Here is an 11477-nt window from a genome sequence, read left to right as displayed (position 1 = left end):
GCCGTCGTGCGCACGCCCGCGCCCCGCGGCGTCACCCGCCGTGTGCCGGCCCCGCCTCGGAGGCCGGCACACGGCCGCCCACCCCGGCGTGGTCCGGCACACGGCCGCTCACCCCGGCGTGATCCGGCACACGGCCGCTCACCCCGGCGTCGTCCGGCACAGCAGCAGACAGATGTCGTCGTCGTGTTCGGAGTCGTGCAGCATCGGCTTGAGAAGCGCGTCGGCCGCCGCGTCGAGATCCGACAGATCCGCCGCGTGCAGCGTCCCCATGGCCCGGGCGAGCCGGTCGATGCCCGCGTCGATACCGGCGGACCGCCGCTCCACCAGGCCGTCCGTGTACAGGGCGAGAGTGGACCCGGCCGGCAACTCCAGGGCGTGCTCCTCGTACTCGTACGGCACCGGAACCCCCAGCATGATGCCCGGCTTGGCGTCCAGCACCCGCACCTCGCCCCCGGGACCGCGCGCGATGGCCGGCGGATGCCCGGCTGCGGCCCACACCACATCCGGCTCTCCCGGCGTGAACCGGGCGATCGCGCAGGTCGCGTACAGCTCCGGCTGCTGGTGGCGGAGCATCCGGTGCAGCAGGGTGAGGATCCGCGCCGGGCCGTTGCCCTCCACGGCGTAGGCGCGCAGCGCGGTGCGCAACTGGCCCATGATCACCGCCGCGCGCAGCCCGTGGCCGGTGACGTCCCCTATCACCGCGAGCACACTGCCGTCCGGCTGCGAGAAGGCGTCGTACCAGTCGCCGCCGATGTTCAGCCCGTGCGTCGCCGGCAGATAGCGGGCGGCCAGCGCCAGGCCCGGCGTGGCGGGCAGCTCGGTCAGCTGGGCCCGCTGGAGCTCTTCGGCGACGTCCCGGTGCTGCTCGTACCGGCGGGCGTTGTCCAGTGCGATGCCCGCCCGGCGCGCCAGTTCGAGCAGCATCACGGTGGTGTCCGGGGCGAAGCGGTCGCCGGGCGCGGCCAGCGTCAGCACACCCCGCACGGTCCGCGCGCCGAGCGGCAGGCACAGCAGTGGCCGGTCGGGGAAGAGCGCGGAGGCCGGCAGGTCGTCCACGCCCGGCAGTCCGGCCGGGTGCGGTCCCGCGTGCTGGGGGCGGCCGGTGCGGGCCGCCGTCACCGCGGCCGCCGCCCGCTCGCCCGGCGGGGTCTGCTCCTCGTCCACCAGCCACACGTCGACGTGCCGGGCGTACTCCGGGACCAGCAGCCGGGGCAGCCGGCGCAGGATGTCCTCGTGGTCCAGCGAGGCGTTGAGGGCCGCGCTCGCGTCGGCCAGGAAGGTGAGCAGGCGGCGGGCGTTCTCCGCCTCCGCGCGGGCCGCCCGCTCGGCGTCGAGGAGTTCGCGCTGCGCCAGCGCCGCCGCCTCCAGCTCCGCGTGCAGGGCCAGCACGCCCTGGTTGGTCTGGTGCAGCTCCTCGCGGTGGAAACGGAGGAGCTCCTCCGTCTCCGTGAGACTCGCCAGCAGCACGGCGGCGTCCCGGTCGGCGTCCAGCAGTGCCTCGGCCAGCGGGACGCCGTCCGCGCCGGCCGGCGGGACGGACGCGGGAGAGGGGCAGACGAGCGTGTGCTGCCAGGGCTCCGGCCCGCCCAGCTCGACGCGGAGCTCGCCGCCCGCACCGGCGGTCACGGCGAGATCGGTGCCCCCCGCCGCCAGGCCGCCGCGCAGCCGGGCGCCGAGCGCGGTCAGGAAACGTGCGCGGTCCAGCGCGGGCACGCCGGCGTCCGCGGTGAGCCGCGCCAGCAGGGCACGGGCGCGGGCCGCGTCGGCGGCCGAGGCGATGGTCCAGTTCTCAGAGTCGGCTGTCATGGGCGCTGGTCGGGAGGTCGGGGGCCAGTACGGCCACACTGGTGTCGTCGCGTACGGGGCGGGCGGGGCTGTTCGCGTCACGGAGGATCGCCGCCGCCACCACCGACGGTTCCTGGGCGAGCAGCCGGAGGTCCTCCGGCGGCCTCCAGCGGCTGGGCAGCCCGTCACTGTGCAGGACGAGCAGACTGTCCCGACGCCAGGGCACCCGGCGCACGGGGACCTGCGCCGGGAAGTACGCGCCGACGATCCCGGGGTGGGAGACCAGGGACGTCCAGGACTCCCCGGTACGCATCCGGGCGCCGACGTTGCCGACTCCGGCGAAGCTGAGCTCCGCCCGTTCCGTGTCCACCTGGGCGACCGTGACCGCCGCCCCCCGGGTGGGCCGCAGCGCGGTGTGCAGCCGGCGCAGGATCTCCGGGGGCGGCAGGTGCGCGACCCGGCGCAGCTCGGCCACCGCCGCGGTGGACGCGTGCGCGGCCTTGGCACCGTGCCCGAGGCCGTCGGCGAGCAGCAGGGTCACCAGGTTCCCGGAGCGGACCCAGCTCCAGGCGTCGCCGCACTGCTCCGCCTGGGCCAGCGCGACCGTGATCCCGCCCGCCGGCACCTGTGCCCCGGCCGTTTCGCGCACCGCGGACTCCAGGTCGAACCGGGCCGTCGCGACCGTCCCCCGTCCCGGCACGCTGTACAGCCGGAAGGCGCTCGCGCTGCGCGCACAGCTGCCCAGGCCCGCGCCGAGCGAGCCGGCGGCCGTGGAGTGCCCGTCGCGCAGCGCGGCGTCGACGTCGGCGATGCCCGGCCCGTGGTCCAGCGAGAACAGCTGCACCGACGTGCCCGGCCCGCCCGTCGGAGGCAGCACGACGTTCACCACCATGAGTCCACCGCCCGCGTGCTTGAGCAGGTTGGTGGCCAGCTCGGTGGCGACCAGCTCCGCGGCCGCGGTGCGCGCGGCGTCGAGGCCCGCGTGTCCGCACGCCTCCCGCGCCGCGATCCGAGCGTCCCGGACCCGCGTGGAGTCGTGCACCGGGACCTCCCACACCCGGCTCATCCCACCCCCGGGCGGGACGAGGGCACCTGGGTGACCCAGGCGACGGCCGTGACGGTCGTGCCCCGGCCCGGTTCGGTGTCCACGTGGAACTCGTGCACCAGCCGCTTGGCGCCGCTCAGGCCGAGCCCGAGGCCGCCGCCGGAGGTGTATCCGTCGGTCATGGCCAGCTCCAGGTCGCGGATGCCGGGACCGCTGTCGACGAAGCACATCCGCAGCCCCCGGCTGCGGCCGTTGTCCAGGCACGTGATCTCCGCCCGCCCGCCGCCGCCGTGCACCAGCGTGTTGCGGGCCAGCTCGCTCGCCGCCGTGACCAGCTTGGTCTGCTGGACCAGACCGAAGCCCAGCTGTGCCGCGTACTGCCGCACCTGCTGCCGGACCCAGGCCAGATCCGCGTCCGAGCCGATGGGCAGGCTCGTCGCGGACGCCTGGCCGGATGGCCGCATCAGCTCCCCTCCTGTGACAGCAGTTCCATGGCGCGGTCCACGTCCAGCGCCGTGACCAGGCCGTGCAGGGTCAGACCCAGTTCGACCAGGGTGATCGCCACGGCGGGGCGCATCCCGGCCAGGACCGTACGGGCCGCCAGCAGCCGGGCCGTGGAGGCGATCTCCGCGAGCACCCGGCCGAGGAAGGAGTCGACTATGTCCACCCCGGAGATGTCGATCACCACACCGGTCACCCGGCTGGTGGCGATGCGGCTGGTGATGTCGTGCTGGAGCTGTTCGGCCATGCCGTCGTGCAGCTCCCCCTGGAGCGAGACCAGCAGAACGTCGCCCAGGGCGAGCACCGGGACCTGCGGCTGACCGGGAGTGGGCTGGTTCACCGGGCGCTCGCACCCGCGTCCGCGCGGGACACCTCGATGCCCTGCTTGCCCAGTGCGTAGGCCAGCGCGTCGGACAGCGAGGCACGGGTGAGCACCGAACCCAGGTCGATGCCGAGCTGCACGATGGTCTGCGCGATGGCCGGGCGGATGCCGGAGACGATGCACTCGGCACCCATCAGGCGCGCGGCGGCCACCGTCTTCATCAGGTGCTGGGCGACGAGCGAGTCGACCGTCGGCACCCCGGTGATGTCCAGGATGGCGTACCGGGCACGCTGGTCGACGATGGCCTCCAGCAGCGACTCCATCACGACCTGGCTGCGCGCGCTGTCCAGCGTTCCGATCAGCGGGACGGCGACGGTCCCCTCCCACAACTTGATGACCGGGGTGGCCACTTCGAGGAGCTGCTGGCGCTGCCGCTCGATCAGCGCCGCGTTCGCGTCCAGCGCCGTCTCCATCACCACCAGGCGCAGCGTGCCCAGGAGCAGGGTCAGCGCCAGCACGCTCTCCTGGGCCTGCGGGGTGGTCGGGTCGGCGAACTCCTCGCGCAGCAACTCCACCACGGGGGCGCGCAGTCCGGCCACCTCGTCGGCGATCCGGGCCGGGCTGGAGCCGGACCGGGCCCGGATGCCGGACATGCGTCCCAGCTGTTCGCGCACGCTGCCGAAGCCGGGCGCTGCGATGTCCTCCAGCCGCCCGCTGACGGCCACTTCGGACAGCGATTCCACCAGGGCCTTGCATGCCTCGACCGCCTCGTCGCGGGAGACGGTGAACATCGAGCGGAACAGGGGGGCGTCGGCCCAGCGCTGGGCGATCTGCTCCTTGCGCTGTTCCAGGAAGGAACTCACCACTTGCGGTGCCGACGCCGTTGCGTCCTGCTCGGGCACTCTCATCCACTCCTCTCGCACAGCCGGGTCCGCCGGCCGTCCGGCTCCCAAAAGCCGCTCTATACCGACCGCCCACCGTAACTTTCGATCTCCGGCCCGGCCAAACCCCCGTCCCCGCCTGGGCCACCCACGGCCACGGCCTACCGGGCGGTCCGGGGGCGACCAGGTCCGACGGGCCGTCCGGCGGGATGCCGGAGCCCGGTGTCCTCACCGGTGACGGACCGGGGCGGGGGGAGCGGGGGCGCGCCCCGGGGCGCGGGGTGCGCCCTCACGGTACGGGGCGGGCGGCCGGGCCCGCCGGACAATCGTCGCGGTCCGGGCGGCCCGGGGCCGGTCACGGAGGCCGGCACGTGCGGAGGGCCGCCGCGGTGCGGATCGGTGGTGGACAGGGGAGGGGGGCGGATCGGCTGCCGGTCGTCGGCTTGACCCGGTGTGGTTCCCGCGCACGTCGACTCGGCTCCCTTGGTGCGTTCCGGTGCTGCCGGCCCGCCGGCAGTGCGCCGCCGGGCCGGTTTCGGGAGCCGCCTACCCCGAAACCCGGTGGACTCTCCTCGCTGTTGCCGATGTCACCCGCGCGTGCGACCGACGCGCCCGGCTCATCCGTTTTCGGCACGTCCGCGCCCGGCCGGCGCCCGGCTCACCGGTTCTAGGCGCGCCCGTGACCGGCTGTGCCCGGCTCCCGTTCTGGGTGCGCCCGCGCCCGGCTGTGCCCGGCTCACCCGCTTCCGATGCGCGTGCGACCGGCCGCGCTTTCCTCCCGTCGCCCCTGTGCGCCGGCCCGCTTGACTGCCTGCCTGCCTGCCTGCCCGTCCGTCCGTCCGCCCGGCGGGCGGGACGGGCCGGACCGCCCGGCGGTCAGCCTCCGTCCCCCGCCGGCCGTCCCTCCGCCGGCCGTCGCCCGCGGCGCAGCAGCAGGCGCCGCGCCGGCCGCTCCACCCCCTCGTACAGCACCCAGGACAGGGCGAGCGACACGGCGAACAGGGCCGCGGTGACGGCCAGCCCCGCCAGGACACCGAAGTGCGGCTTCGTCCCCAGCAGGGTCGTCGCGGCGCGCAGCACCAGCAGATGGACCATGTAGAACGCGAACGACAGCTCCCCGAGCCGCACCATCCGCCGGCGCCGCCACACCGACGGCAGCCCGTGCAGGTCCGCGACCGCCGCGGCGGGGATGAGCAGGGCGAACCCGACGATGGTGCAGACGGTGGCGGAGTAGCCGGGTGTGACCTGGGGAACCAGGAAGTAGCCGATGATCGCCAGGGCCAGCGACACCTCCAGGCCTGGCCCGCGCCAGCGGCCGAGCACCACCAGCCGCGCGGTCACCGCGCCGAGCACGAACTCCGGCAGCCGCGCGGCCGGGAACGAGTAGACCGACTGGGTCCACCAGTGGTGGGCGTCCGCCCAGGCCAGCACCAGGACCGACGCCGCCGACAGAGCGCCGAGCGCGGTCGAGCCGCCCGCGCCGAGCCGGCGCAGCAGCAGGATCAGAGCGGGGAAGGCGGCGTAGAAGAACGCCTCGCAGGCCAGCGACCAGCTCACCGGGTTGAGCGTCTGCCACCACGGGTGCCACCAGGAGTGCAGCAGCAGCACGTTCGCCAGGGCCTGCTTCGGCGTCGGCGGTGCCTGGCGGGTGAGGGTGTACGCCATGACCAGCGCCACCGCGAGGGTGGCCAGGTGCACCGGGTAGATCCGGGCCAGGCGCCGCCGCCAGAAGGCGAGCGCGCGGTCGCGGGGCCGCGCCGACCAGGTGAGCACGAATCCCGAGAGCACGAAGAAGAACGACACGCCGGTGGCCCCGGCGCCGAAGCCCCAGGACATGAGACGGCCACCGGTGCCACCGAAGTAGCCGAAGTTGTGCACATGCAGTCCGAACACCAGCAGCGCCGCCATCCAGCGCAGCCCGGTGAGCGACGGCAGCGAGGGCGGGGAGGCCGACGGGGGCGGCCCGGCGGCCGCCGCTCCGGTCCGGGCGGGCGGCGTCCGGAGCGCCCGGGTCGTCGCCGTGGTCATCACATCACCTGCCGCAGGAGGATCGCGTGGAGCATGAAGGGGAACGTTGCCCGCCCACCCCCGGTCCATCACGTCGCATGCCGAACGTCACACTGCTGCCGAACGACGGACCGTCCCGTATGCCACGGACGGCGGGACGGGGTGCGCCCACACGAGTGACGACACCGAGGGCGGCGGCACGCACACCCCACGCGGATTCCACGCGGTTCCCGCGCTGCCTCCGCGCCGCCTCCGCGCCGCCCCCGCGGGGACCGGCCGTCCCCGCCCGCGCGAACCCGGCGGCACGCGGCCGAAGCCCGCCGAGGGCCGAGCGGCTGCCGAGGGGCGAGCACCGTTACCACGGCGAGGCTGGTGAGCCGTCGGCCTCCAGTCCGAACCGTCGTACTCGGTCTACGACTGACATGCCGTCAGTTCGCCCACGCCGTCGTGCCGGCTCCGACAGGGCCTCCACGGGTGAGGGCGTGGGCGGAACAGGTGTCCGGGTCGGCGTCGGCGCGTTGTCGTTCGGTCAGGTAGCCGGGAGCGGCGGCTTCGAGGAGTGCCGCGGCAGGGGAGGTGTGGCCGAGGCGGCGGGCGTCCATGGCCGCGGTGATGACGGCGTGTCCGTACGGGCCATGGGGCTCGGTGGCCTGCTGGTGGTGGTCGACCAGTTGGGGACCGGCCGCGTGGCCGCGGCCCCCACATGGGGCTCGCGTGTCAGCGCTCGCGGACGCTCCGGGACTGCTCGGCGTCGTGACGCCAGGGCTTGCCGAGCCGTGTCGGCCGGACGACGACATGAGGAAGCGCCACGTGCTTGAGACCGAGCAGCTGTGCCATCGGCCCGAAGCAGCGGATGGACGCCTGGTCGGTGAGCACGACCCGTGCCACGAGCGGCGGGGCCCCAGGGGTGTCTCGCCGATCATCCCCGGCGCCCGGCGCCTGGCACCGCGCGCTGATCCGGGCCTGATCGACGAGACATCCCCTACACGGCGGCCGGGCCCTCCGCTCGGGCGGTGGCCGCCCCGGCCCGGCGCCGGGCCTCCCGGGCGGCCCCTTCGGCCTGCCGCGCGCGGTCCCGGGCGTCCTGCTCGACGGCCCGGGCCCGCCGCTGCTCCTCCTCGGCGGCCCGTAGTCGCTCCCTCAGCTCACGGACCTCCTGCTCGGCCCCGGCCACCCGGGCGCCCGCCTCCTGCGCGGCGCGCCCCGCCTCGTCGGCCTCGGCCTCCCGGGCGCGCAGCTCCCGCTCGGCCGCGCGGGCCTCGGCCCGCGCCTGGGCCAGGCGTCGCTCACGCTCCGCGTCCGCCGCGCGGTCCCTGCCCCGCGCGGGCTTCTCCGGCCGTGCGGCCGGAGCGGCGGGGCGGCGGTCGAGCACGGCCTCGTCGGTCACCGGGAAGCCGGCCGGTGCGCCGAGCGGTTTCACCAGCCGGCCCTCGGCCCACCGGCGGGCGGCGTCCGGGTCCGCCAGCGCGGCGTGCAGGGTCTGTTCGACCTCGCGCTGGACGCCCTCGCCCACGGGATGCCCGGCCTGCGCGGCCAGCCGGCGGGCCTGGCGGCCCAGGGCGCCGATCACCTCGTTCTGGCGGCGGGCCAGCTTGCGCAGCTCGGTGCCGTCCAGCTCGCGGTGCGCCCGGCGCAGTTCCTCGCCGAGGCCGAGCAGCGGCTCGACCTCCTCCGGCTGCCCGCGCACCAGCAGATTGCTGACCCAGGCGGCCAGGCTCGGCCGCCGCAACGCGCCGATCTCCTTGGCGAGGGCCTGCTCACCGGCCTTGCGGGCCTCCAGGGCGCGGCGGTCACGGGCGGCGACGAACTCCTCCGGCCGCAGCCCGTACAACTCGTCGGCGACGGCCTCCAGATCCACCAGCGCCCCTCTCGACGGCCACCTCGGGGTGTGGTCCGAGTGTCTCACCGGGACGGGTTCAGCGCCCGTGACGTACCGCGCAGCCACCTCCGCCCATCTCCCCACAGGCATGTCGGCGGCGGACGTCGGGGGAGTGGGCGCTCCGCCGGCCCGGGTAATGACGCGGAGGTGGCCGGAGGGTGACGCAACAAGGCCAGAATTGCATCGTTCGTTTTCTTGAACGATTCGTGTTTATGGCGGTAGGTTCGGCGCCATGACCGCGTCCCCGACCCCGACCACCGCCGATGAACTCCGCGGTGCCGGCCTCCGCGTGACGGCAGCCCGTGTCGCGCTGCTGGAGACCGTCCGGGCGGGCGACCACCTCGGCGTCGAGGCGATCGCCTCCCGGGTCCGCGATCGCGTAGGCCACATCTCCGTGCAGGCCGTCTACGAGGCCCTGCACGCGCTGACCGCGGCGGGCCTCGTGCGCCGGATCGAGCCGGCCGGCCACCCGGCCCGGTTCGAGGGGCGCGTCGGCGACAACCACCACCACATCGTGTGCCGGTCGTGCGGTGCCGTCGCCGACGTCGACTGTGCCGTCGGCGACGCGCCCTGCCTGACCGCCGCCGACGACCACGGCTTCGCCATCGACGAGGCCGAGGTCGTCTACTGGGGCCTGTGCCCCGACTGTTCCACCGGCCGCAGTTCCTGAGCACCGAGTTCCGCTGAGTTCGGAAGGATTGCCATGACTGAGAACCACGACGCGATCGTCACTGACGCGAAGTCGGAGGGAGGGAGCGGTGGTTGCCCCGTCGCACACGACCGGGCCCTGCACCCGACGCAAGGTGGCGGCAACCGCCAGTGGTGGCCGGAGCGGCTCAATCTGAAGATCCTTGCCAAGAACCCCGCCGTGGCCAACCCGCTCGGTGAGGACTTCGACTACGCCGAGGCGTTCAGGAACCTCGACCTCGCCGCCGTCAAACGGGACATCGCCGAGGTGCTCACCACTTCCCAGGACTGGTGGCCCGCCGACTTCGGCCACTACGGCCCGCTGATGATCCGTATGGCCTGGCACAGCGCGGGCACCTACCGCATCAGCGACGGCCGCGGCGGCGCCGGCGCCGGGCAGCAGCGCTTCGCGCCCCTCAACAGCTGGCCCGACAACGGCAACCTGGACAAGGCCCGCCGTCTGCTGTGGCCGGTGAAGAAGAAGTACGGCCAGTCCATCTCCTGGGCCGACCTCCTCATCCTCACGGGCAACGTCGCGCTGGAGCAGATGGGCTTCCAGACCTTCGGCTTCGGCGGCGGCCGCGAGGACGTCTGGGAGGCCGAGGAGGACGTCTACTGGGGTCCCGAGACCACCTGGCTCGACGACCGGCGCTACACCGGCGACCGCGAGCTGGAGAACCCGCTCGGCGCCGTCCAGATGGGCCTGATCTACGTCAACCCCGAGGGCCCGAACGGCAATCCGGACCCGATCGCCGCGGCCCGCGACATCCGCGAGACGTTCCGCCGCATGGCGATGAACGACGAGGAGACCGTCGCCCTCATCGCCGGTGGCCACACCTTCGGCAAGACCCACGGCGCTGGCCCGGCCGACCACGTGGGCGCCGACCCCGAGGCCGCGTCGATGGAGGAGCAGGGCCTGGGCTGGAGGAGCACCTACGGCACCGGCAAGGGCGGGGACGCCATCACCTCCGGCCTGGAGGTCACCTGGACCACCACGCCGACCCAGTGGAGCAACGGGTTCTTCAAGAACCTCTTCGAGTACGAGTACGAGCTGGAGCAGAGCCCGGCCGGCGCCCACCAGTGGGTGGCCAAGAACGCCCCGGAGATCATCCCGGACGCGCACGACCCGGAGAAGAAGCACCGTCCGCGGATGCTCACCACCGACCTGTCGCTGCGCTTCGACCCGATCTACGAGCCGATCTCCCGCCGGTTCTACGAGAACCCGCAGGAGTTCGCGGACGCCTTCGCCCGCGCCTGGTACAAGCTGACCCACCGTGACATGGGCCCGAAGTCGCTGTACCTCGGCCCGGAGGTCCCGCAGGAGACGCTGCTGTGGCAGGACCCGCTGCCGGAGCGCGAGGGCGAGCTGATCGACGACGCCGACATCGCCACCCTGAAGACCAAGCTGCTCGACTCGGGCCTGTCCGTGTCCCAGCTGGTCACCACCGCCTGGGCGTCCGCGTCGACGTTCCGCGGCAGCGACAAGCGCGGCGGCGCCAACGGCGCCCGCATCCGCCTGGCCCCGCAGCGCGGCTGGGAGGTCAACGAGCCCGACGAGCTGGCCCAGGTGCTGCGCACCCTGGAGGGCATCCAGCAGGACTTCAACGCCTCCTCCGGCGCCAAGAAGGTTTCCCTGGCCGACCTCATCGTCCTCGGCGGTGTCGCCGGCGTGGAGAAGGCGGCCAAGGAAGGCGGCTTCCAGGTCCAGGTGCCCTTCACCCCGGGCCGGGTCGACGCCACCGAGGAGCACACCGACGCCGAGTCCTTCGAGGCGCTCGAGCCGACCGCGGACGGCTTCCGCAACTACCTCGGCAAGGGCAACCGCCTGCCGGCCGAGTACCTGCTGCTCGACAAGGCGAACCTGCTGAACCTCAGCGCCCCCGAGATGACGGTGCTCGTCGGCGGTCTGCGCGTCCTGGGCGTGGGCCACCGGCAGTCGCAGCTCGGCGTGTTCACCGACACGCCCGGCGTCCTCACCAACGACTTCTTCGTCAACCTGCTCGACCTGGGCACGACGTGGAAGGCGACCTCCGAGGACCAGACCACGTTCGAGGGCCGCGACGCCGCCACCGGCGAGGTGAAGTGGGCCGGCAGCCGCGCCGACCTCGTCTTCGGCTCCAACTCCGAGCTGCGCGCGCTCGCCGAGGTGTACGCCGGCGACGACGCGAAGGAGAAGTTCGTCCAGGACTTCGTCGCCGCGTTCGACAAGGTCATGAACCTGGACCGGTTCGACCTCGCCTGATCCGCCTGAACTGACAGGCACCGGACGTCCGGGCCGGCGACATGCCGTACTGCTGGGAGAAGTCGGGCTGGGGGGACAACGACTTCGGCTACGAGACCGTCTCCGACGCCCACTCCGGCGCCCGGGCG

The 11477-nt window shown here is 74.1% G+C and carries 11 protein-coding genes; 2 read left to right on the top strand and 9 right to left on the bottom strand.

Going from position 1 to position 11477, the window contains the following annotated elements:
* Positions 1-138: 138 nt before the first annotated feature.
* The 9 genes from ABZ576_RS08770 to ABZ576_RS08730 form a co-directional block, all read right to left on the bottom strand.
* The gene (locus ABZ576_RS08770; RefSeq protein WP_360737679.1) at positions 139-1806 is read right to left on the bottom strand and encodes a SpoIIE family protein phosphatase; all 1668 of its coding nucleotides are present in this window, start codon (positions 1804-1806) and stop codon (positions 139-141) included.
* Positions 1790-2851, bottom strand: coding sequence for an ATP-binding SpoIIE family protein phosphatase (locus tag ABZ576_RS08765; RefSeq protein WP_360737677.1), 1062 nt, complete (start codon positions 2849-2851; stop codon positions 1790-1792). The genes ABZ576_RS08770 and ABZ576_RS08765 overlap by 17 nt, the downstream gene beginning before the upstream one ends.
* Entirely contained in the window at positions 2848-3294 is a 447-nt protein-coding gene (locus tag ABZ576_RS08760; RefSeq protein ID WP_360737674.1) for an anti-sigma regulatory factor, read from the bottom strand. Before ABZ576_RS08760 ends, ABZ576_RS08765 begins: the two co-directional genes overlap by 4 nt.
* Positions 3294-3671, bottom strand: a complete 378-nt coding sequence (locus ABZ576_RS08755; protein ID WP_360737672.1) for an STAS domain-containing protein — start codon at positions 3669-3671, stop codon at positions 3294-3296. The genes ABZ576_RS08760 and ABZ576_RS08755 overlap by 1 nt, the downstream gene beginning before the upstream one ends.
* Complete coding sequence (locus tag ABZ576_RS08750; RefSeq protein WP_360737670.1) at positions 3668-4561, bottom strand: STAS domain-containing protein; 894 nt, start codon at positions 4559-4561, stop codon at positions 3668-3670. The genes ABZ576_RS08755 and ABZ576_RS08750 overlap by 4 nt, the downstream gene beginning before the upstream one ends.
* A gap of 849 nt (positions 4562-5410) precedes the next feature.
* The gene (locus tag ABZ576_RS08745) at positions 5411-6562 is read right to left on the bottom strand and encodes an acyltransferase (RefSeq protein WP_360737667.1); all 1152 of its coding nucleotides are present in this window, start codon (positions 6560-6562) and stop codon (positions 5411-5413) included.
* A gap of 407 nt (positions 6563-6969) precedes the next feature.
* Positions 6970-7143, bottom strand: a complete 174-nt coding sequence (locus tag ABZ576_RS08740) for a hypothetical protein (RefSeq protein ID WP_360737664.1) — start codon at positions 7141-7143, stop codon at positions 6970-6972.
* Positions 7144-7258: 115 nt separating this feature from the next.
* On the bottom strand, positions 7259-7429 hold the full coding sequence (locus ABZ576_RS08735) for a hypothetical protein (RefSeq protein WP_360737662.1): 171 nt from the start codon (positions 7427-7429) through the stop codon (positions 7259-7261).
* Positions 7430-7523: 94 nt separating this feature from the next.
* Positions 7524-8399, bottom strand: coding sequence for a hypothetical protein (locus tag ABZ576_RS08730; protein WP_360737660.1), 876 nt, complete (start codon positions 8397-8399; stop codon positions 7524-7526).
* 253 nt (positions 8400-8652) lie between these two features.
* Between ABZ576_RS08730 and ABZ576_RS08725 the strand changes: the two genes are divergently transcribed.
* Together ABZ576_RS08725 and katG are read left to right on the top strand one after the other, a co-directional pair.
* Positions 8653-9090, top strand: a complete 438-nt coding sequence (locus tag ABZ576_RS08725; protein ID WP_360737658.1) for a Fur family transcriptional regulator — start codon at positions 8653-8655, stop codon at positions 9088-9090.
* A gap of 33 nt (positions 9091-9123) precedes the next feature.
* On the top strand, positions 9124-11349 hold the full coding sequence (katG, locus tag ABZ576_RS08720; RefSeq protein ID WP_360737656.1) for a catalase/peroxidase HPI: 2226 nt from the start codon (positions 9124-9126) through the stop codon (positions 11347-11349).
* Positions 11350-11477 lie beyond the last annotated feature (128 nt).

The sequence above is a fragment of the Streptomyces sp. NPDC013455 genome (assembly GCF_040632975.1).
GTDB lineage: Bacteria > Actinomycetota > Actinomycetes > Streptomycetales > Streptomycetaceae > Streptomyces.
This window is presented reverse-complemented; position numbering and strand designations above follow the sequence as displayed.

Excerpts from the sequence above, each read along its gene's own strand:
- ABZ576_RS08770 (WP_360737679.1), bottom strand. The coding sequence starts at position 1,806 with ATGACAGCCGACTCTGAGAACTGGACCATCGCCTCGGCCGCCGACGCG.
- ABZ576_RS08765 (WP_360737677.1), bottom strand. The coding sequence starts at position 2,851 with ATGAGCCGGGTGTGGGAGGTCCCGGTGCACGACTCCACGCGGGTCCGG.
- ABZ576_RS08760 (WP_360737674.1), bottom strand. The coding sequence starts at position 3,294 with ATGCGGCCATCCGGCCAGGCGTCCGCGACGAGCCTGCCCATCGGCTCG.
- ABZ576_RS08750 (WP_360737670.1), bottom strand. The coding sequence starts at position 4,561 with ATGAGAGTGCCCGAGCAGGACGCAACGGCGTCGGCACCGCAAGTGGTG.
- ABZ576_RS08745 (WP_360737667.1), bottom strand. The coding sequence starts at position 6,562 with ATGACCACGGCGACGACCCGGGCGCTCCGGACGCCGCCCGCCCGGACC.
- ABZ576_RS08740 (WP_360737664.1), bottom strand. The coding sequence starts at position 7,143 with ATGGACGCCCGCCGCCTCGGCCACACCTCCCCTGCCGCGGCACTCCTC.
- ABZ576_RS08725 (WP_360737658.1), top strand. The coding sequence starts at position 8,653 with ATGACCGCGTCCCCGACCCCGACCACCGCCGATGAACTCCGCGGTGCC.
- katG (WP_360737656.1), top strand. The coding sequence starts at position 9,124 with ATGACTGAGAACCACGACGCGATCGTCACTGACGCGAAGTCGGAGGGA.